Raw genomic sequence first — 19,916 nt, 5'->3', positions numbered from 1 at the left:
GGCCCTATTGCTCGGTCCGATCCGCTCCTTCGGGAAGTGCTTCGTCGATAACGATTTGCGCGAGGGTTTTGGCGTTGGCGGCCACATCGTTCCCCTGATTGAGATGGGCGAGAACGATCACGCCCTCTTTGATGATCAGCAATTGCTGCGCGAGCTTTGCCGGTTCGGTCGCTCCGGCTTTTTGCGCGATCTCAGTGAAGTGGACCGCCAACAGCCTTTTATGCTCCGCAGCCGTTGCGTGAATCGGGTGGCCTTTTTCCTGGTACTCCGCCGACGCCTTCACGAACATGCAGCTTCGAAAGCTCGGCTCTTCGATCCATTCGGCCAGCGCATCGAATATCGCGAGAAGCTGGTCCCTGGGCTCGGCCGCCAGCGCCTCCATTCGTCGCCGCAGCCAGTTACGAAACTGTTCGTCGCGCAGCCGCAGTGTCGCGAGGATCAGTTCCTCCTTCGTACGGAAGTGTTTGTAGATGGCGGTTTTCGAAACGCCGGTTTCCCTGGCTAGCCGGTCCATGCCGATTGCATGAAACCCGCCCTGATAGAAAACCTTCAGGGCGTTCTGGACCAGATCGTCTCTCTTGGATGCACTCATACCACCGGTTCCAACGTAAAAAGTGAACTGATCGGTACATATAGAATCATTCGCGCGATTCAAGGAGAAGGTGTCTCGACGAACAAGAATTGATAGAAAAATACACATAAAAACAAATATATATGATGCCGTTTCTATCTGGAGATAAACTCGATCGGGGGCTCCAGGCGAGAGAGATTCCAGAAAAATCAAAAATATGGTTGACCGATCAGTTAATGTCTCTATCTATCACCTTAACAGATCGGTTAACCCGAGTCGTCGGGCCCGATCGCCGCCAGGCAGGAGGACATCATGCGTACCGGTTACAAATATCATCGCAGGACGAGCGACCTTCGCTATTTCCTCTCATCGCTTGTGATCTTCATGATAACTTTTCTTGCGACGATCATGACGCTGTCGCTGGCCTCGGCCGCGCTTGCATCGGCACCGACCGCGCCGGACGGACCCGGCCATTTCAAGATCCATCTCGACGCGGAACCGGGCAATAGCCCCGATTTCGGCGACCATCGCTCGCCCGCGCTGCTCGGCCGGAACCGCACGGATCGTCTTTCCCCGGGGAGCGGCATCAGTCTTTACGGCCGCGCTCCTGAATCTTCGAACTTCACCTGCTCGACACCGCTCCATGCCCGTTTGGGAAATATGGCGACCTTGTCGCCATGCGGATGTCGACCTTTTTCGATCGCATGCCCTCTTGCGATCGACGCCCCGGCGGCCGGGGCCCGCACCCTCCCCGGCCGCCACCTTAACCCTGAAGGAGACGAATAATGACCGAATTCACGACCCATAGCGGCGAAACCGCGCCCGAAGCTGCCAAGCCGCTGCTCGAAGCTGCCGGGAAAGCCTATGGCTTCGTGCCCAACCTGCTCGGCACGATGGCTGAAGCTCCGGCAATTCTCGAAGGCTATATGACGCTTGCCGGGATCTTCGATAAATCCGACCTCAGCGAAACCGAGCGTCAGATTATCCTGATGACCAACAATCGGCTCAACGGCTGCACATATTGCATGGCCGCTCACACGACCATTTCACAGGGTGCCGGCGTTCCGACCGATGTGATCGACGCCCTGCGCACGAACTCGCCGATTGCCGACGCCAAGCTGGAAGCCCTGCGCACCTTCGCTGCGGTCATCAACGAGACGCGCGGCTGGCCGCAAGATGCCGATATCGGGGCATTTCTCGATGCTGGCTATACGAAGCAGGCTGTTCTCGAAGTCATTCTCGGAACCGCGCTCAAGGTGATGTCCAACTATACCAACCATATCGCGGAAACCGATGTCGACGCTGCGTTCGCGCCGAACAGCTGGGCCCCCGATCTGGCGCGCGCCGCCTAATCCAATTGCCTCGGCGGCCGGGAAACGCCCCCCCTCTCCCCCTTCCCGGCCGCCACCCTTTTTCTTTCGGAGACACATGATGCCGCAACCCATTCTCCCGCCCTTTACTGAAGCGAGCGCCCGGGCGAAGGTCCAGGCTGCTGAAGACGCATGGAACAGCTGCGACCCGGACCGGGTTGCGCTTGCCTATTCGGAAGATTCCGAGTGGCGTAATCGCGATCGTTTCCTCAGGGGGCGCGGCGAAATCCGCTCTTTCCTCCGGGAAAAATGGGCACGCGAAAGCGATTACCGGCTGAAGAAAAAACTCTGGTCCTTTACCGACAACCGGATTGCCGTCCGCTTCGAATATGAATCGCGCGATACCGACGGGCAATGGTGGCGCAGCCATGGCAACGAGATGTGGGAGTTCGATGCCGACGGGCTGATGCGCCGCCGCTATGCGAGCATTAACGATCACCCGATCGATCAATCCGAGCGCCGCCTGTAGCGGCGCAGCATGACCATGTTATCGGCAGCCTGTTCCCGGAAACCGGCATGACCTGCTACCTGGCGATCGGCCTCACGATCATCATGGCGATATTGGCCTGGGCGGCGCTCATATCGATCGGCGCGAGCGGGAGCTGAGGCTGGAAAACGCTGACCCGCTCGGAGAGACGGGCCGCCTCTGTCGATGCGGCGCGCGATATGGCCGATGCTGCACAGGGTCGATGTTGCGCAGGAAGGCAATCCCGGCCCTCTCCTCATAGCGAATGGCGCGGTCGCGCTCGGTGCGTTCTTCATACCGATGGCCGGCCCGTTTTGCGTTCCGAAGGAAAGCCCGTCACGCCGACGCCCCGAAAAACGCCGCGATTGCACTTGCCTCGCATTTGTTGTAACATAAATGTCATATTTGTAATTGCGTGTTTGGAGTGGCCGTCATGACGGGTGAAGTGAAACATACGGTATCGGCGTTCGACGACGAGCTGAACGAGCTGCGCGCCAATATCCTCGAGCTGGGCTGGCGCACATCGCTGGCCATGGCCGATGCGATCCGCGCGCTGGAACAGCGCGATACGGATCTGGCGGGACAGGTGGTGATCGCCGATCGCGACATTGATACGCTGGCCGCCCGGATCGAGGCCGCCGCGGTCAACGTTATTGCTCTGCGCGCGCCGATGGCCGACGATTTGCGGGTGCTGGTGTCGGCGATCAAGATCGCCGCGCTGCTGGAGCGGACCGCTGATTATGCCCGCAATATCGCGCGCCGCGTATCGAGCGTCACCGCCAAATACCCCAAAAAGCTGCGCAAGCTGATCGGCGCGATGAACGATGCCGCTAAGGAGATGCTGGTCGATGTCGTCCGCGCTTATGCCGAGGGCGATGTAGAGCTGGCGGATGAAGTGTGCGCGCGGGACGATATCGTCGATGACCTGCATGACGAGCTGACCCAGGCCCTGATCGAGTTCATGATCGAGAAGCCGGGCCAGATCAGCCAGGCCGCGCATCTGCTCTTCATCAGCAAGCATCTGGAACGGATAGGCGACCAGGCGACGAACATCGCCGAGATGGTCACCTATACGGTAACAGGCGCCCAGCCCAAGGTCCGCGACCCCGAGGCCGATCGCCTGGCCGCCTAGGCCGGTGCGGTGGGTCTGCGCCCGCCCGGCCCGGCGAAACCGCCCCTAGAAATCCACCTCGGCCCGCACGCCGAAGCTGTCGACCGAATAATTTCTGTCGGCCCCGGCGGGGATCGCAGCATCGTCATATTCGATATGGCCATAGCTGAGCGACAGCCGCGCATGATCGATGGGCGTCCAGATCACCGACGCGCCGATCAGATTCTGCTGCCCGCCGACCACGCCCGCATCGTTGAGGTCGAGATAGTCGTAACGGACATTGATCTGCACCGCGCCGATCCCGCCTTCATCAACCGTTCGCGCAGGGCGTGTGCGGTTGAACTTGCCGCCTGAATAGCCGCGCGTGTCGCCGGGCGTCAGGAACAGGCCGGCCTCGGCATAGCCGCCGAAAAAGGTCGGGTCGGTCATGCCGAACAGCTCGGCCTCCAGCCAGTGGACCTCGGCCACCGCATGGAAGGGGCCGCGGATCACCGCCGCTTCCAGCCCGTAGCTCGTCTCTTCGGTGACGGGCAGGGTGGGGGTGGCGATCATCCGGGTGTCGGTGGAATGGACCAGCGGCCGCTGGCGATAGCGATTGCCGGGCTGGCTCTGCAGGTCCCGCCAGTGCAGCGATCCGCCGAAATGGAGCTGCGCCCCGCCGACTTCGGGGCTGTACACGGCGCGCGTATCGAAGGAATAGCTGTCCTGCTCGTCACTGGTCAGGTCGTCGATATTGGAGGTGAACACGCCGCCGTCCCAGCGGAAATCGCCATTGGCGTAATTCACCGACAGGCCGACCCGCCGCTCGAACCCGAAAGCATCGGTAAAGGCCGCCCGCTCGATAAAACTGGTGAAGCGGCTCGATGTCAGCTCCTCGAGCGACTGGAACGGATTATGCTGGCCGACCGTGATCTTGAAATCGCCCGCATCATAGCTGATCAGCGCATCGGTGAGCGTCACGTCGTTGCCGGCGAAATCCACCTCTACCTTATATTCGAAACCGCCTGGTATTGCGCCGCGCACGCCGATCCGCCCGCGCCTGAGCTCGTTCGACCAGCCCAGCCCCGGATCCATCAGCCGGTCCCGCCCGCTGACATAGCCCATGTCATACTGGATGCGCCCGAACGGCCGGAAGTCCCAGCCGCTTTCCGTGCGCACCCGCGGCGCCGCGCCCATCGATATGCTCGGGGCCGCCGCGACAGCCTCGCTCGCCTCGCTGGCCACCGCCTGCGCTGCGACAGCCGCCGCGCTGGCCTCCGCCGCCTGGCTTGCGACAGCGGTCTGCGAACCGACCAGCTGCTCGACCATGGCCTCCAGCGTCTGCACGCGGCTGCGCAATTCCTCCAGCTCGGCCTGAACCTCTGGCGGCACGTCGTTGGCAAGTGCCGGTGTGCTGACGATCATCGCCGCGGCACAGGCCGACAGCGCAAGGGCGGTATGTTTCATTTCGATGAAGCTCCGATGACAATTTCGCCCCGGCTCTATGACGGAAGTGTTACGGTGTGATGGCCTCCATGTTGCGGTTATATGACATGAGCTGGTTCAGACCTTCTCCGATCAAGTTGACACTGGTTGACACAGGCCGGGGGTAACGGCGGAGCAAAAAATCCCGGAAAACCGCCAAAGCCGAAAAATCGAGTGTGACCTTCCGGCGGGATAAATCGGATTCGGATTTTGCGCGCGGGGAGCAGCGGAAAAGGCAAGAGGGCGGTGCATGGCGGAGAGTATAGCGCAGACCGGGGCGTGTAGGACAGGGAATAGGATCGGGCATGGACGGACTTTTACGCGCGCCAGCTCACCCGGATCGAGCTGGTGATCGAATTTGGCGGCGCGGCGCGCGCTGGTGGACATCGCCAACGGCACGCGCGACCCCGAACGCCCCTGGCTGCCCGGCGATGGCGAAGAGACGCGCCCCCCTGACCACCCTCCTCGCCGCCGCCCGCCAACGCGCCTGGCGCGCGGCTGAGGAGGGCAAGGACCTGCTCGACCAGAGCGGCCATGAGCAGGAGCTAAGGGTGATGAGGGACAGGGAGGAGAGAAAGTAGATAGGCAGATTTAAAGCACCACGGTTTCGAATTTTTCGTAGAGTGTTTCTAGATTGCCGTGCTTCACACGAAACTGATTCCGCTCAGAGCCAGTTTATCAAAGCGCCTAACCGCCATTGTCGCTGTCCAATTTCCTTATAGAGTAGCGAGGAAGTAAATCTATCCGTGTAAGCGTAGTGATCATTCCAAAACTCTGCATGTATCCTCAAAGCGTCATCGTAGGTGTCTGCGCTGAAACGTTGTCTTTGTAGGATTTCACGGCAACCAAGCTCGCGAACACGAATTTCATACATCTCTATGCTGCCTGCTTCTCGAAAAAGTCGTTGTGCCAGTCAATAAACTCTTGCTGCGGCACAAAACGGTCTGCCTCCGCTATTAGAACACCATGATAGGGCTCGAAACACTCTCGTGTTTCGGCATTTGGGTGCGCTAGCAGTCGATCTGATACTTTAACTCGGAGATCGTGACTTATCGTCAGCAAACCCTTGTCAAATGCTTTGTCAAAGGTTGCTGAGAGCGCCAGTCCGTTTGCCGGATTGAGGCGATTGGTTTCATCCGCTTTCCAAGATTTGATGTGGCTGGCCACCAACAATTTCGGTTCAGCGATACCCGTAATACAACATTTTTCTTGGTAGTTAGCCATAACTATACGGCGAAAATAACTTTGCCCACGTCGCTGTTCTACAAGAGATTCGGCCATTGTTGCGCCGGTGGGTGGCTGAAGATTGAAAGTGCTTTTCGTTTCCGCAACGCTTGATGCCAGTTGACCCTTGGCAAACACGGAATCAAGTTTTTCAGCTTGTTTGGAGAGTTCATCCCAATCGGAAGAATATTCCTGCCAGATTGACGCATCAAGCTTGGAGTAGTTTTGTAATCCTACTCTGCCACTGGCGATAACATTTGGGTTTAGCGCTGCAAGATTGAGCATTTTCATCCCAACGGAGCCGCTGGACCGGTCCAGCGCTTTTGCCAATTTTATAATGTCTGGATTGCTATCGTGAATTTTTCCATAGGGCGTTTGCAGGTATAGGCTTAGTGCCAGCAATGTTTCTTCTTTATTCCAGTTGCGCGCCATACGACGACCTTACTCTATGAGAGATGAATCTCAATGAAGGTTGCACGAGAAACTAAGCTTTCAATTCGAATTGGCTGCTGGTGCCATCGCCGTTGAGCTTCTGGCCAGCACTACTCCTCCCCATCTTTAACGCCGCAATAAACGCTTCTTGCGGAATACTAACAATCCCATACTCCCGCATCTTCGCCTTACAGAAAAGCGAGTTTACATTCTCCCGTCTTCGCGGAAGCTATAATAGTTCCCACCGGCAAAAATCAGATGATCCGCCAACCGCATGTCAAGCAACCGGAGAGCGTCAGCGATTTTGTGTGTCGCATGAATATCTGCCTCGCTTGGTTCCGCGCGACCGCTTGGGTGATTATGTGCAAGCACTACCGTGCCTGCATCCCATTCGACGAGGGCTCGCAACATGGCTGGTAGTTTGATCGGAACGCGATAGGCACCACCATCCATTGTCCAAATGCTGTATTCATTCCAATTCCGACATATTCCAATGAAGATGAACCGTTCGCCGACGGCGTGATCCATGAGCGGTCTACAGATTTCCGCCACTTTTCCGATCGAAAAACCGTCAATACGCACGGACCGCCTCTTTACTTGCCGAACGATCCTATAGGTACATAGGGCGACAGCGGTGAAAACGGAGAAGAAAAGCAGCCACAATGGTGGAATGGATATAAGCTCTACAAGCAGCCAACCGACCCATACCATACCGAAAACGCCAAGGCTCAGTTCCGCGATCTGGTGTCTCCAGCGGCGAGGGGGAGGGCCATAATAGGATTCTCGCAGCCGGGTTTGCTCATCCGACGAGAGTTTGGTCCGCTCGAAATATACTCGAAAATCACGCCGGATGACGGCAGCGCGCATCAGATCTTGGGCAAGCAAATCACCCTTATGTCTTTCAGGCAGAGTTAACCAGCTACTCTTCACCCATCTTCAACGCCGCAATAAACGCCTCCTGCGGGATGGACACATTCCCGTACTCCCGCATCTTGGCCTTACCCTTTTTTTGCTTCTCGAGCAGCTTCTTTTTTCTGGAAATATCGCCGCCGTAACATTTCGCGGTCACATCCTTGCGCATGGCGCCGATGGTTTCGCGCGCAATGACCTTTCCGCCGATGGCTGCCTGGACGGGGATTTTGAACAGGTGGCGCGGGATCAAATCTTTCAGCCGCTCGCACATGTGGCGGCCTCTGGTTTCGGCGGCGGCGCGGTGGACGATCATGCTGAGCGCGTCGACGGGCTCGGCATTGACGAGGATGTTCATTTTCACGAGGTCGCCCTCGCGGTGGCCGATGGCTTCATAGTCGAAGCTGGCATAGCCGCGTGAAATGCTTTTGAGCCGGTCGTAGAAATCGAAGACCACTTCGTTGAGCGGGAGTTCGTACACCAGCTGCGCGCGGCCGCCCACATAAGTCAGCTGCTTCTGGATGCCGCGCCTGTCCTGGCAGAGCTTCAGGATCGGGCCTAAATAGTCATCCGGCACATAGACGGTCGCCTTGATCCACGGCTCCTCGATCTTCGCGATCTTCACCACGTCCGGCATGTCGGCCGGGTTGTGCAGCTCCATCTCCGTCCCGTCGGTCATGCTGAGCTTGTAGACGACCGAGGGCGCGGTGGTGATGAGGTCGAGGTCGTACTCGCGCGTCAGGCGTTCCTGGATGATTTCGAGGTGGAGCAGGCCAAGGAAGCCGGCGCGGAAGCCCTGGCCGAGCGCGGCGCTCGACTCCATCTCGAATGTGAAGCTGGCATCGTTGAGGCGCAGTTTGTGGATGCTCTCGCGGAGCTTGTCGAAGTCTGCCGCATCGACGGGGAAGAGACCGCAAAAGACCACGGACTGGACTTCCTTGTATCCGGGCAGGGCTTCGGGCGCGGGGTTTTTGACGGTGGTGATCGTGTCGCCGACGGCGGTGTCCGCCACCTCCTTGATTTGCGCGGTGATGAAGCCGATCTCGCCGGGGCCGAGCTCCTCAAGCTGCTCGATCTTGGGGCGCATGCAGCCGACGCGGTCGACCAGATGCTGCGTGCCGTTCTGCATGAATTTGATGTTGAGGCCCTTTTTGAGGACACCATCGATCACGCGGACAAGGATGACGACGCCGAGATAGGGATCGTACCAGCTGTCGACGAGCATGGCCTTGAGGGGCGCGTCGCGGTCGCCTGTGGGGGGCGGAATTTTCTGGACGATCTGTTCGAGGATTTCCTCGATGCCTTCGCCGGTTTTCGCGCTGGCGAGCACGGCTTCGTCGGCCGGGATGCCGATGACCTCCTCGATCTCCGCGCGGACCTGTTCGGGTTCGGCGGCGGGGAGGTCGATCTTGTTGATGACCGGCACGATCTCATGGTCATGCTCGATGGATTGGTACACGTTCGCGAGCGTCTGGGCTTCGACGCCCTGGGCGGCATCCACGACGAGCAGTGCGCCTTCGCAGGCGGCGAGGCTGCGCGAGACCTCATAGGCGAAGTCGACATGGCCGGGCGTGTCCATCAGGGAGAGTTCGTAGGTCTCGCCGTCGCGCGCCGTATAGTTGAGGCGGACGGTCTGGGCCTTGATGGTGATCCCGCGTTCTTTCTCGATGTCCATGTTATCAAGGACTTGCTCGGACATTTCGCGTTCCGTCAGCCCCCCTGTCTGTTGGATCAGGCGGTCGGCAAGGGTCGACTTCCCGTGATCGATATGGGCGATGATCGAGAAGTTACGGATATGGCTAAGCTCTGTCATTTCCCGCGCCCTTTAGCACGGGCAGCGCACACAGCAATCACTTGCACGCGAATGCGCAGGGGCCGGTGGCGGATCTCCGTGCGCTTACGGCCCGGCAATGGCGTTATGGTCGTCCGTTTCATTGTCCAGAAGAGCGGCCAGTTCCTGCGCCGTTACCAGCAGCGCCCGCCCGCTCCGTTCGATGCGGGACTGGATCAAGGCGCCCTGCAACGCCGATGTGCACAGGGTAGCCAGGTTACGGGCGCGGGATGGATCGAAACCATCCTCCACCAGCCGCCGTGCGAGGCGATCAATACGCTGCGTATATGCGTTCCGGCCCGCAGCCGTAACCGCGCGGTCCGCGGGGGCCAGTTCCAGCAGGGTGGTGGTGATCGGGCAGCCATCGCGAAATCCGGATTTTTTCATCCATTGCACAAGCAGCTTCGCATGCCCGGTAATCGCCTCGCCAGTGCTGCCTGTCTTGGTGCAAAGCGCGTCGAGCGTCGCGGCGGTCCGCTCGCCCGCCAGCAGAACGGCGGCTTCGGCTATCGATGCTTTGCCTTTCGGAAAATAGTGATACACCGAACCCTTGGGCGCGCCGCTCGCTTCGACAATGGCATTCAGGCCCGTAGCGGCATAACCATTCTTCCTGAACAGGTTCATCGCCGTTTCGACAATCGCGATTTTGTGTTTTTGTGGTGGTGCCATGGTCGGCCATCTTCTTCCCGTACAATTATATTGACTGGTCTATATTGATCTCTCACGAGTCGCTGTCAATGACACGGAAAGGGAGAAACATGGAAAGCACCACGCGGGACCAGTCAGACGACAAGACGAAAAAAGACGAGAACGGGGAAATATCCTCTCGCCAGGCCGAGGGAATGGCCAATGCGCTCTATGCGAAGCTGCGCAGCGACCGCGCCGCCGGGCTGCCCTTGCGGGACGAGGATGCAGCGAGACTGGCGGGATGCGCCGCCTTTCGCTTCGGCGTCGGAGATGCGCTTGCCGGCTGGGAAATCGGCGAAGGCCCGCTTGTCTATCTGGTGCATGGCTGGGGCGGCCGAGGGGCGCAGATGAGCGGTCTCGCGCATCTTCTGGCGGGACATGATTTTCGGGTTGTTTTCTTCGATGCCGGATCGCACGGAGAATCCGGCGATGGCGAGATGGGTTTCGACCGTTTCATGGAGGATGCCGCGGCCCTGCAGCATCATATAGGGCAAACGCCCTATGCATGGGTCGGGCATTCGGCAGGGGCCCTGGCGATCATGCGCGGGCGCCGGACCCATGGCATCCGGGCAGACCGTTATGCATGTCTGGCAGCGCCTTTCCTGCCCTATGTGCCGATCGAGCGCATGCGGGCAATGGGTGCACCCGAACCCGTGCTAGACCGGATCAAACCCATGATCGCGGATCAGTTTTCGTGCAGCTGGACGGATCTGGAAAATGGCATGGCATGGGAACGCGACGCCGATGCCCCGTTGATGATTGCCTATGACAGCGACGACAAGGTTGTGCGTCCCGGCGACGGGGACAGGATCGCGCGGATCTGGCCCGAGGCGCATCTGGTCCGTACCGAGGGCCATGGCCATAACAGGATTCTCGGCTCGGAGGCTGTTATCCACGATCTGCTTGACCATCTATCTCCACACTAGGAAGGCCTGCCGGGATCGCTATCTCATGCGGGATTGGCCGTGACGCCGGCTATTCGCGGATATTGGCCACATTATAGTCATAGGCCTCGTCCTGCGTCAGGCAGCGGCGGGTCTCGCCCTCGCCCACCGCTTGGGTGGCATACATGACCTCGCGAAGCAGTCTGCGGGAGACGCCCATCCGGATCAAAAAGTCGTTATCCTCGGTCGCAAGCTGCGCACTCGATTGCTCGATATCGGCGATGAAATCGATGGCGCTGTCGGTCCCGCCTTCGACCTCCTGCCGGACAATATCCCGGTTACCGGTATGGGTGAACATATGGACCATGAACTGGCCGTTGGGCTCCACCACTCGGAGCTGTCCGCCCATGAAGACGAAGTTGCATGCGGAAAAGCAGGCCCAACCCGCCGGAATGCGGGTGACGATGCCCGGATAGTTGGTCCGTAGCATCCGGCCGGCCTCGTTCCCGGCATAGGCATCGCCGCCGGGTGAGCGCAGCCAGATTTCCGAAATCGTATCATCGGCGTCGAGCGCGTCGCGCAGCCGGTCGGCAAGACCCGCCGTGATCATGCCTTCAGCCAGCAAGACCCGGTGATCACCGCGATCGAGCGGCGTAAGTTCCATGATCTGATTGGCGGCCCAATTCGGCTCGGCAGGGCATGTGGGATTGGAAGAATCAGTCTGCTGGCCGGGCGCGGCGCTTGCGCACAACATGGATGCGCCGATCGCGAAAAGGGTTTGAATTCGGTTCATCGGTCAGGCTGCCAATACATAGCGGGTTTGCGGTGGTACGCGGCACATCGTTTTGGGTACGGTCGTTTCTTCACCATCGACGATGACAACATCCGTGACCTGCAGGCAATCGGCGCCACCGGCGCGCTGTGTTCGGCCCGTCACGGTTGACGATCCGCGCACGCCCCGGCGTGAGTCGCTGGACCAGTTGGCGGTGGAGCCCACTTCGCCGCTACGTGTCGCTTCTACTGTGGCGTCGGCAGCCTTTTGCTGTTCGTCTTCATCCAGTCGGCAGGCTATCTCCGTTGCAAGTACATCGGAAAACTGCGCTGAGGGGACGAAGGTCGGAATCCCCAGCGAGCGCGCTGCGCTTCCCAGCAAGCCGCCCAATACCGAGCGACCGGCGGATTCCCCCATCGTGTCGCAATTATTCTCGCCGTCGCTTGAACTGGATGACCGCCCACCCAGTATGCCGCCAAACTGGAAGGCCGATACAGGTTGGGCAAGAAGTGCGATCATGAGCGCACCGACCAGAAGGTTCGTTTTGCGCTGAATCTTAACCATTTTTCTTCCTCCGGGGAGATAGCCCCAACTAACGGCCACAGGGCCGGAAATCAATATTTCGTCTGGCATCTTATTGCCCGTCGCACCTTAACAGGCGGTGATCGCGATCACCGTTTATGGCAATTGCCCGAATTGAGGCCATCGCGTCCAGGCAAGGAAGGCAGGTTGGCCGACGAGGCTGAATAATGAGCCGATCCGCGAATGCCGTATGCAACCAACAGGGCGGGTGCTCCTTTAGCTTGCCTCGACCGCCCAGCGCGCTAGCATCCCGGCAGACCATGGGCGGAAGGGATGCGCTGATGCGCCATATCGCGATTATCGGTTCCGGGCCGGCGGGCTATTATTCTGCGGAGGCCGCGCAGAAGCTTTTCGGAGACGATGTGTGTGTCGACATGATCGACCGGCTTCCGGTGCCTTACGGTCTGATCCGTTTCGGCGTCGCGCCCGATCACCAGTCTATCAAGAATGTCGCCAGACGGTATGAGAAGGTCGCGCTGAACGAGAATGTGCGGTTCGTCGGCAATCTCACGGTCGGTGAGCAGGTTAGTATCGAAGAGCTCCAGGCGCATTATGACGCGGTGATTCTGGCGACGGGCGCGCCCAATGACCGGGCGCTTGAAATACCGGGTGCGGATCTGCCCGGCGTGTTCGGCAGCGCGGGCTTTGTCGGCTGGTATAATGGGCATCCGGATTTTGCCGAGATCGATCCGCCGCTGGATGGAACCCATGTCGTCGTGATCGGTAATGGCAATGTTGCCCTGGATGTCGCGCGCGTATTGTCGAAAACACCCGACGAATTCGCAGGCTCCGATATCGTGCTGCATGCGTATGAACAGCTCGAAACAGCGAAGACACAGCACATCTCCCTGCTTGGACGTCGCGGTCCGCACCAGATTGCGATGACCCCGAAGGAGTTGGGCGAGCTTGGACGGCTGGAACGGGCGGTGCCGAGAGTAGACCGGGCTGACCTGCCAGAGGAAGGCGCCGATGCGCTACTCGAGCCGGGCATGCGAAAATCGGTAACATTCCTGCGCGAATTTGCAGCGATCCCTGAATCCTTCCGGGCGGACAAGAGCATAGAGATCGATTTCGATTTCTTCGCATCGCCGGTCCGGATCGAAGGGGACGGCAAGGTTGAGCACATCGTCGTCGAGCGGACCGAGCTCGATGCCGATCTTCGCAGCCATGGAACGGGTGAAACTTACACCATCCCTGCCTCCATGGTCGTGACCTGTATCGGCTATCGCACGCCGCCCATCGAAGGCGTGCCTTTTGAGCATGGCCGTGGGCGTTTCGCCAATGATGAGGGACGCATTATGCCGGGCCTGTATTGCGTCGGCTGGGCGCGGCGCGGGCCGACCGGTACGATCGGCACCAACCGACCGGACGGCTATTCCGTTGTCGATCTGATTGCCGCGGATATCGGCGATGGCGGCGGTAAGGCGGGGCGCGCGGGTCTTGATGCCCTGCTCGCCGAGCGCGATGTCGATGTCGTGACATTCAGAGACTGGAAAAAGATCGAGGAAGCAGAAGCCGAGCGTGCCCGGGAGGGCAGCCCGCGCGAGAAATTCGTGGCTATCCAGCAGATGATCGCGGCGCGCGACGACTGATCCAATGCCAGGCCGTGTACAGCCTTCGATGCATTAAGATCCGGGCGGGCAGAGCCCGATTAACTTTCCCGGCATCAAAAAGATGATCGCCAGATCAAAATAGGCTATGGCCCTTTACGGAGACGTAAAGGAGAGGATTCGATGCACGATCTGGTTATTCGCGGCGGCACCATTGTCGATGGATTCGGAGGCGCGCCTTTTACGGCGGATATTGCTGTCGACGGCGATACCATAACGCAGATCGGGGAAGTCGGTGAAGCGGGTCGTGAAGAGATCGATGCAACTGGCAAGATTGTCGCGCCCGGTTTTGTCGACGTGCATACCCATTATGACGGGCAGGCGACCTGGGATCAGGAGATGGCCCCGTCAAGCTGGCACGGCGTTACCACTGTCGTCATGGGCAATTGCGGTGTCGGTTTTGCGCCGGCCAAACCCGATCGGCATGACTGGCTGATCGGCCTGATGGAGGGAGTTGAGGATATTCCCGGAACCGCGCTCGCTGAAGGGATGAGCTGGAACTGGGAAACATTCCCCGAATATCTCGATGCGCTCGAAGAAATGCCGCGGACCGTCGATGTCGCGACGCATGTGCCGCACGGCGCAGTGCGGGCCTATGTGCTCGGCGACCGCGAACAGCCCGGCGTCGTGCCGACTGAAGACGAGATCGCCGAGATGGGCCGCATCGTCGAGGAGGGCGTGCGCGCCGGCGCACTCGGTTTTTCGACGAGCCGCACCGTGCTCCACAAATCGGTCGATGGCGAGCTCGTACCGGGCACGACCGCGACGGCGGAAGAGCTGGTTGAGATCGGCCGGGCGATGGGCCGCGTTGGCTATGGCGTCTTTGAAATGGCCAGCGATCTCAAGCGAGAGTGGAACGAGTTCGAATGGATGGGTGCGCTGTCCCGCGAAACAGGGCTTCCGGTAACCTTTGCTGCACTCCAGTCGATCGCCAAGGAGCTGCCGCTCGACGAGCAGATCTCGACGATGCGCGCCGAAAACGACAATGGCGCCAATATCGTCGCCCAGATCGCGTTGCGCGGCAATGGCATCATCATGGCCTGGCAGGGGACGGTCCATCCGTTCAAATTCAAGCCGAGCTGGCAGCCGCTGGAAGACATGCCCTGGGAAGAGGCATTGGAAAAACTCAAGGATCCGGCATTCAAGGCCAAGCTGCTCGCGGAAGAAAGCGTCTATCCCGAAAGCGATCTTCTCGAGTTGCTGATGATCGTCGCCAATGGCTGGGGCATGTTTTTCGAAATGGACGAGGATTTCGACTACGAACCGCCGCAGGATGCGACGATCCTTGCCCGGGCCGGAGCGGCCGGAACAGAGCCCGCCGAATATGCGTACGACCTTTTGATGAAGGACGATGGCAAGGGGTTCATCTATTTTCCGATTCTCAACTATGCCGAGGGTAATCTCGACTTTCTTGAGCCGCTCCAGCATGCCGAGGATACGGTCAATTCGCTGTCCGACGGCGGCGCCCATTGCGGCACGATCTGCGATGCAGCCTCGCCGACCTTCATGCTCCAGCACTGGGTGCGCGACCGGAAGCGCGGCAACCGGATCACACTCGAAAATGCGATCAGGCGCCAGTCCCACGATACGGCGCGGCTCTACGGGCTGGGCGATCGCGGTGTTCTCGCCTCAGGCTATCTCGCCGATATCAACGTGATCGATATGGACAAGATAGCGCTTGGCAAGCCCTGGCTTGCCTTCGACCTGCCCGCAGGCGGCAAACGGCTGCTGCAAAAGGCTTCCGGCTATGTCGCGACTATCAAGTCGGGACAAGTGACCTTCAGGAACGGCGAAATGACGGGCGCTTTCCCCGGCGGGCTGATCCGCGGACCGCAAACGGTTGAGATGGCCGAAGCGGCGGAGTAAACCGCCCCCCATCGTGAGAAAATCTTCGCAAGGCTCCATGACGCGAGCCGATCTTCTGGCGCTTGTGGCGCGCTATATCGGCCCGGAGCGGATGGCGGCGACAGCCGCCGCGCTTGGCGACCTTCCCGCGCGGCGGTTCGAGGCTCCACCCAAAATTGTCACGATCCTCTTCGCATCGCGCTCGGGCAGCAGCTATGCCGGGCGCCTGCTCGCGAACACGCCCTATTTCAATCAGGTGGGCGAAAATTTCGCGCCCGATCAGCTCGCGGCTATTGCCGAACGGCGATCACTTCCCGACTGCCACAGCGCAGCACAATGGATGATCGGTCATCGCGGTACGCCGCAGGCCTTTGGCTATAAAGCAGGTTTTTCGGTTCTTGCTGCGGCGGCCCATCTGGGGTTTCTCGATCAGATGCTCGCGCGAACCCGGTTCCTCCTGCTCCGACGGCGCGACCGGGTGGCACAGGCCGTTTCCCTGACCAAGGCCGAACTCAGCGGGCGGTTCCATTCGAACCAGCAGGACGCTCGGCCGGTTTCGATATCCGACTATGATGCCGACACTATCGCCAGAAACCTCAATCGTATCGAACGCAACGAGCGCGACTTCGCGGACTTTCTGGCGCAGATCGGGAAGACAGCGCCGATCGTCTACTATGAGGATATCTGCGCCGATCCGGCTGCTTTTGCCGGTTCTGTCTGCAGCCTTCTGGACCTGCCCGTTCCGGAAACCCTTATCGCTGATGTCGATCTTGAAATTCTGCGAGATGCGGTGAGCGAAGAATGGGGCGCGCGGTTCCGGGAGGAGCGCCCGGAGCGCGCGTGATTCCCGATCTCCCGTTTTTTGGTCCGAGCGTTGCGAAACAGCAGTTGAAAGCAGCGCATCACGCCCGTATAGAGCCGCGTCTGTCTCCCGGTGGGTCCGCATCGCTGCGGACCGGACGCACCGGTCGGGGAGTAGCTCAGCCAGGTAGAGCACTGTCTTCGGGAGGCAGGGGCCGGAGGTTCGAATCCTCTCTCCCCGACCATTTTCTGCCTCAGCCTAAAGTCCTGCCGGATTCGGGCGACGAATTGCGGCCATTTCAGGCCGGGTCCCGTCCATAGATATCGTTCAGATAGTCCAGCTGGCTGGAAGGCCCCGGCACGGCAGTGAAATAGGTGATGTGGACCGGAACCGGCGCGGCCAGCGATACGGTGCGCGTTTGTCCGCTGGCCGCCATTGCCTCGAGTTCGGAACGGCTCACCCCGACAAGCCTTGCCGCAAAACCCATCGCATCCCGAACCCGGATGCAGCCATGGCTGAAGGTGCGAACCTCGCGGTCGAACAGGTGCCGCGCGGGCGTATCGTGCAAATAGATGGAATGAGAATTGGGCATGACCAGCTTCATTCGGCCAAGGGCATTGCCGGGGCCGGGACGCTGGCGATAGCTGCCGCCCGACGCGACATAGCCGCGTCGCCGCGCTTCGGCGGGATTGTTGCGGACAAGCGCACCGACGCTTTCCCGCACGATGCTCTGCGGAACATACCACCAGGGGTTGAGGTTCACGCCGCTAATCTCTGCACTGAAGGATACGGTTGGCGTCCGGGGGCGGCCGACGATGACATCCCAGCGCGCGACCGGTACGCCATTTTCCCACAATACTACCTCTTGTGCCGGCACGTTGACCATCAGGTGGCGCTGTCCCAGCTCGGATGGCAGGGCGCGCCAGCGATCAAGATTGGCGGACAGGATGGCGCGGCGTGCCGGGTCGGTCTCGGCGCCGTAAGCTGCCTCAACAGCAGCGCGATATGGGTGGATCGGGCCATAGGAGCGCGCGGTTACCACAACGTCGTCTGGGCCCAGCCACTGCGCGCTTACGGGCATCGCGATCGTGCCGAACAGAGCCGCCAGAGCGATAATTTTCACAAAGATTCGCATTGTAATTCGGCATGGTAGCCCGAAATGCAGGGCAAAACTACATGGTTAAGCGGGGCTTAATTATGCGGCGCTGCCGATAGGCTCTCGGTCCCGCTGGGTGTCCAGTTGACGTTCGCCCGTTCGGCTGAGAAGGATGGCGCAGCAACGCCAAACACCAAGGATCCCCCCGATGTTCAAATATCTCTTGCTCGCCACCGTAGCTCTTGCTGCGCCCGCCGCCGCCGAAATGCGGGAATACCGGGTGCTGTCGGGCGGTAACGATGTCGGGCATCTGAACGCGGATGTGGAGGCCGGCCGGGTCGTCATCGATTATGATTACAAGAATAACGGGCGAGGGCCGACGATCGCCGAAACGATAACGCTCGACGACAATGGCATGCCGACGGGATGGACGGTCGAAGGGGCGTCGACCTTCGGCAATCCGGTCGACGAGACATTCAGCTGGTCGAACGGCGACGCGGCTTGGCGCGATGCGACGGGCGAGGGGGCAGCTGCGGCCTCCGATGCCCAATTCTATATCCCGCAGGGCGGCAGCCCCTGGTCGCTGGCGTTGCTCGCCCGCGCATTGCTTGCGGATAATGATCACAGTTTCGATGTTCTGCCCGGCGGCACGGCGAGCCTGACCCCGCATGCGACGTCCACTTTCGAAGGGCCGGACGGGCCGGTGGAGGCGACAACGTACGAGATTGCCGGGCTGGACCTCAATCCCAGCTATGTGATGCTGGACGGCGATGGCGTGCTGTTTGCCGTAGCGAGCCCGCGCTTTGCGATCATTCGCGCCGGTTATGAGGCCGCGGATGCGGCGCTGCGCGACTATGCCCAAACCCTGTCGACCGAACGCTTTGTCCGGATCCAGGCGGAGTCGGCGCGCAATTTCGAGGGACCCGTGCGCGTCCGGAATGTGCAGGTGTTCAATCCGGAAACCATGACGCGCGAAGGCCCGTACGATGTCGTCTGGTATGGCGAACGGATCAGCAGCGTACAGCCCGGCGGATCGCCGGTGACGGAAGGCGAAACCGTGATCGACGGCGCCGGGGGAACGCTGGTTCCGGGCATGTACGAGATGCACGGCCATATCTCGCAGAATGTCGCGCTCCTCAATATCGCCGCCGGGGTCACTTCGGTGCGCGACATGGGCAATGAAACGGACGTGCTCGAAGGACTGATGGACAGAATTGCCGATGGCACGATCGCCGGCCCGCGCATCACCCGCAGCGGCTTTATCGAGGGGCTGAGCGAATTCAGTTCGCAGACCGGCGAACTGGTCTCGACCGAGGAAGAGGCGCTAGCTCAGGTGCGCTGGTATGCGGCGCGCGGTTTCCATCAGGTGAAGCTCTACAATTCGATGACGCCGGACTGGGCGCCCACGCTGGTTGCCGAAGCCCACCGGCTGGGCTTGCGCGTCGCCGGCCATGTCCCGGCTTTTTCCAACGCCAATGCGATGATCGAGGCCGGGTTCGATGAGCTGACCCATATCAACCAGGTGATGCTGGGCTGGGTACTCGAGCCGCATGAAGACACCCGGACGCTGCTGCGCCTCACTGCGCTTGACCGGCTCCCTGCGCTCGATCTCGATAGCGCGCCTGTCCAGCATACGATCAACCTGATGGCCGAGAACAATATCGCCATCGACCCGACGATCACCATCCATGAAAGCCTGCTGCTTAGCCGCAACGGTGAAATCTCGCCGAGCTTTGCGGACATTTTCGATCATATGCCGATCGGCCAGCAGCGCAGTCTGCAGCAAGCCTGGTCCGATGTTTCGGCGGAGGGCGCCGACGAACGCTTTCGCGGAGCTTTCGACCAGATCATACGGACCGTCACGATGATGCGCGAACGCGGTATCCTGATCGTGCCGGGCACCGATATGGGCGGCTCTTTCGCCTATCACCGGGAGCTCGAGTTGTTCGAGCGCGCCGGTTACACGGCCCCCGAAGTGCTGAGCCTCGCGACGCTCGGCATGGCCGAATATTTAGGGCAGGATGAGGACCTGGGATCGATCGAGGGCGGCAACTATGCCGATTTCTTCCTCGTCCCCGGAGATCCGACGACGGACCTCGGCGCGATCAAGTCAATCGCGATGGTGGTGGCCAACGGTACCATCTATTTCCCGAGTGATATCTATCCGCATTTCGGGATCCGGCCCTTTGCAGACGCGCCTTCGGTAACCGAGGCGGAGTAGAGGAAAGTTCGGGGCAGGGGCCCGCCTTGCGGCTCGGCG

18 protein-coding genes and 1 tRNA gene are annotated in these 19,916 nt (G+C 60.1%); 10 read left to right on the top strand and 9 right to left on the bottom strand.

The window, feature by feature from the left end; all coding sequences use genetic code 11:
- Nucleotides 1–4: 4 nt before the first annotated feature.
- Nucleotides 5–592 (bottom strand): TetR/AcrR family transcriptional regulator, encoded by a 588-nt coding sequence (locus tag DFR46_RS08135; protein WP_116235992.1) that lies wholly within the window; start codon nt 590–592, stop codon nt 5–7.
- A 291-nt stretch (nt 593–883) separates the two neighbouring features.
- Here DFR46_RS08135 and DFR46_RS08130 point away from each other — a divergent pair, with 291 nt between their 5' ends.
- From DFR46_RS08130 to phoU, 4 genes are all read left to right on the top strand, one after another.
- On the top strand, nt 884–1,357 hold the full coding sequence (locus DFR46_RS08130) for a hypothetical protein (protein WP_116235991.1): 474 nt from the start codon (nt 884–886) through the stop codon (nt 1,355–1,357).
- Entirely contained in the window at nt 1,357–1,923 is a 567-nt protein-coding gene (locus DFR46_RS08125; RefSeq protein ID WP_116235990.1) for a carboxymuconolactone decarboxylase family protein, read from the top strand. The genes DFR46_RS08130 and DFR46_RS08125 overlap by 1 nt, the downstream gene beginning before the upstream one ends.
- A gap of 76 nt (nt 1,924–1,999) precedes the next feature.
- Entirely contained in the window at nt 2,000–2,410 is a 411-nt protein-coding gene (locus DFR46_RS08120; RefSeq protein WP_116235989.1) for a nuclear transport factor 2 family protein, read from the top strand.
- 430 nt (nt 2,411–2,840) lie between these two features.
- Complete coding sequence (phoU, locus tag DFR46_RS08110) at nt 2,841–3,539, top strand: phosphate signaling complex protein PhoU (RefSeq protein ID WP_116235987.1); 699 nt, start codon at nt 2,841–2,843, stop codon at nt 3,537–3,539.
- A gap of 45 nt (nt 3,540–3,584) precedes the next feature.
- On the opposite strand, the gene DFR46_RS08105 is transcribed toward phoU, so the two are convergent.
- The 5 genes from DFR46_RS08105 to DFR46_RS08085 form a co-directional block, all read right to left on the bottom strand.
- Entirely contained in the window at nt 3,585–4,964 is a 1,380-nt protein-coding gene (locus DFR46_RS08105) for an OprO/OprP family phosphate-selective porin (protein WP_116235986.1), read from the bottom strand.
- 894 nt (nt 4,965–5,858) lie between these two features.
- Nucleotides 5,859–6,638 (bottom strand): HNH endonuclease, encoded by a 780-nt coding sequence (locus DFR46_RS08100; RefSeq protein WP_116235985.1) that lies wholly within the window; start codon nt 6,636–6,638, stop codon nt 5,859–5,861.
- 204 nt (nt 6,639–6,842) lie between these two features.
- A complete protein-coding gene (locus DFR46_RS14810; RefSeq protein WP_162843430.1) occupies nt 6,843–7,220 on the bottom strand; it encodes a JAB domain-containing protein in 378 nt (125 codons plus the stop codon).
- Nucleotides 7,221–7,557: 337 nt separating this feature from the next.
- Nucleotides 7,558–9,360, bottom strand: coding sequence for a translation elongation factor 4 (lepA, locus tag DFR46_RS08090; RefSeq protein ID WP_116235983.1), 1,803 nt, complete (start codon nt 9,358–9,360; stop codon nt 7,558–7,560).
- 84 nt (nt 9,361–9,444) lie between these two features.
- A complete protein-coding gene (locus DFR46_RS08085) occupies nt 9,445–10,047 on the bottom strand; it encodes a TetR/AcrR family transcriptional regulator (protein ID WP_116235982.1) in 603 nt (200 codons plus the stop codon).
- Between the two features lie 89 nt (nt 10,048–10,136).
- Here DFR46_RS08085 and DFR46_RS08080 point away from each other — a divergent pair, with 89 nt between their 5' ends.
- A complete protein-coding gene (locus DFR46_RS08080) occupies nt 10,137–10,991 on the top strand; it encodes an alpha/beta fold hydrolase (RefSeq protein WP_162843429.1) in 855 nt (284 codons plus the stop codon).
- Between the two features lie 49 nt (nt 10,992–11,040).
- Here DFR46_RS08080 and DFR46_RS08075 read toward each other — a convergent pair whose 3' ends face one another.
- Both DFR46_RS08075 and DFR46_RS08070 read right to left on the bottom strand, forming a co-directional pair.
- The gene (locus tag DFR46_RS08075) at nt 11,041–11,742 is read right to left on the bottom strand and encodes a COG3904 family protein (RefSeq protein WP_245953754.1); all 702 of its coding nucleotides are present in this window, start codon (nt 11,740–11,742) and stop codon (nt 11,041–11,043) included.
- A gap of 3 nt (nt 11,743–11,745) precedes the next feature.
- The gene (locus DFR46_RS08070; protein ID WP_245953752.1) at nt 11,746–12,285 is read right to left on the bottom strand and encodes a hypothetical protein; all 540 of its coding nucleotides are present in this window, start codon (nt 12,283–12,285) and stop codon (nt 11,746–11,748) included.
- Between the two features lie 299 nt (nt 12,286–12,584).
- Here DFR46_RS08070 and DFR46_RS08065 point away from each other — a divergent pair, with 299 nt between their 5' ends.
- The 4 genes from DFR46_RS08065 (at nt 12,585) to DFR46_RS08050 (ending at nt 16,804) form a co-directional block, all read left to right on the top strand.
- Nucleotides 12,585–13,895 (top strand): FAD-dependent oxidoreductase, encoded by a 1,311-nt coding sequence (locus tag DFR46_RS08065; RefSeq protein WP_116237227.1) that lies wholly within the window; start codon nt 12,585–12,587, stop codon nt 13,893–13,895.
- A gap of 141 nt (nt 13,896–14,036) precedes the next feature.
- Nucleotides 14,037–15,779 (top strand): N-acyl-D-amino-acid deacylase family protein, encoded by a 1,743-nt coding sequence (locus DFR46_RS08060; protein ID WP_116235980.1) that lies wholly within the window; start codon nt 14,037–14,039, stop codon nt 15,777–15,779.
- A 37-nt stretch (nt 15,780–15,816) separates the two neighbouring features.
- Nucleotides 15,817–16,602 carry a Stf0 family sulfotransferase gene (locus DFR46_RS08055; protein WP_116235979.1) on the top strand — a complete coding sequence of 262 codons (786 nt, stop codon included), beginning with the start codon at nt 15,817–15,819 and terminating at the stop codon, nt 16,600–16,602.
- A 125-nt stretch (nt 16,603–16,727) separates the two neighbouring features.
- Nucleotides 16,728–16,804, top strand: a tRNA-Pro gene (locus DFR46_RS08050).
- 54 nt (nt 16,805–16,858) lie between these two features.
- Here the strand turns inward: DFR46_RS08050 and DFR46_RS08045 are convergent.
- Entirely contained in the window at nt 16,859–17,683 is an 825-nt protein-coding gene (locus DFR46_RS08045) for a L,D-transpeptidase family protein (protein ID WP_162843428.1), read from the bottom strand.
- Between the two features lie 181 nt (nt 17,684–17,864).
- Here DFR46_RS08045 and DFR46_RS08040 point away from each other — a divergent pair, with 181 nt between their 5' ends.
- A complete protein-coding gene (locus tag DFR46_RS08040) occupies nt 17,865–19,877 on the top strand; it encodes an amidohydrolase family protein (RefSeq protein ID WP_116235977.1) in 2,013 nt (670 codons plus the stop codon).
- Nucleotides 19,878–19,916: the final 39 nt, after the last annotated feature.

This window comes from Parasphingopyxis lamellibrachiae, from assembly GCF_003385775.1.
Classification (GTDB): Bacteria; Pseudomonadota; Alphaproteobacteria; order Sphingomonadales; family Sphingomonadaceae; genus Parasphingopyxis; species Parasphingopyxis lamellibrachiae.
This window is presented reverse-complemented; position numbering and strand designations above follow the sequence as displayed.

What these genes read in the sequence shown, in the direction of transcription:
- DFR46_RS08135 (WP_116235992.1), bottom strand. Translation starts at nt 592, where the DNA reads ATGAGTGCATCCAAGAGAGACGATCTGGTCCAGAACGCCCTGAAGGTT.
- DFR46_RS08130 (WP_116235991.1), top strand. Translation starts at nt 884, where the DNA reads ATGCGTACCGGTTACAAATATCATCGCAGGACGAGCGACCTTCGCTAT.
- DFR46_RS08125 (WP_116235990.1), top strand. Translation starts at nt 1,357, where the DNA reads ATGACCGAATTCACGACCCATAGCGGCGAAACCGCGCCCGAAGCTGCC.
- DFR46_RS08120 (WP_116235989.1), top strand. Translation starts at nt 2,000, where the DNA reads ATGATGCCGCAACCCATTCTCCCGCCCTTTACTGAAGCGAGCGCCCGG.
- phoU (WP_116235987.1), top strand. Translation starts at nt 2,841, where the DNA reads ATGACGGGTGAAGTGAAACATACGGTATCGGCGTTCGACGACGAGCTG.
- DFR46_RS08105 (WP_116235986.1), bottom strand. Translation starts at nt 4,964, where the DNA reads ATGAAACATACCGCCCTTGCGCTGTCGGCCTGTGCCGCGGCGATGATC.
- DFR46_RS08100 (WP_116235985.1), bottom strand. Translation starts at nt 6,638, where the DNA reads ATGGCGCGCAACTGGAATAAAGAAGAAACATTGCTGGCACTAAGCCTA.
- lepA (WP_116235983.1), bottom strand. Translation starts at nt 9,360, where the DNA reads ATGACAGAGCTTAGCCATATCCGTAACTTCTCGATCATCGCCCATATC.
- DFR46_RS08085 (WP_116235982.1), bottom strand. Translation starts at nt 10,047, where the DNA reads ATGGCACCACCACAAAAACACAAAATCGCGATTGTCGAAACGGCGATG.
- DFR46_RS08080 (WP_162843429.1), top strand. Translation starts at nt 10,137, where the DNA reads ATGGAAAGCACCACGCGGGACCAGTCAGACGACAAGACGAAAAAAGAC.
- DFR46_RS08075 (WP_245953754.1), bottom strand. Translation starts at nt 11,742, where the DNA reads ATGAACCGAATTCAAACCCTTTTCGCGATCGGCGCATCCATGTTGTGC.
- DFR46_RS08070 (WP_245953752.1), bottom strand. Translation starts at nt 12,285, where the DNA reads ATGGTTAAGATTCAGCGCAAAACGAACCTTCTGGTCGGTGCGCTCATG.
- DFR46_RS08065 (WP_116237227.1), top strand. Translation starts at nt 12,585, where the DNA reads ATGCGCCATATCGCGATTATCGGTTCCGGGCCGGCGGGCTATTATTCT.
- DFR46_RS08060 (WP_116235980.1), top strand. Translation starts at nt 14,037, where the DNA reads ATGCACGATCTGGTTATTCGCGGCGGCACCATTGTCGATGGATTCGGA.
- DFR46_RS08055 (WP_116235979.1), top strand. Translation starts at nt 15,817, where the DNA reads ATGACGCGAGCCGATCTTCTGGCGCTTGTGGCGCGCTATATCGGCCCG.
- DFR46_RS08040 (WP_116235977.1), top strand. Translation starts at nt 17,865, where the DNA reads ATGTTCAAATATCTCTTGCTCGCCACCGTAGCTCTTGCTGCGCCCGCC.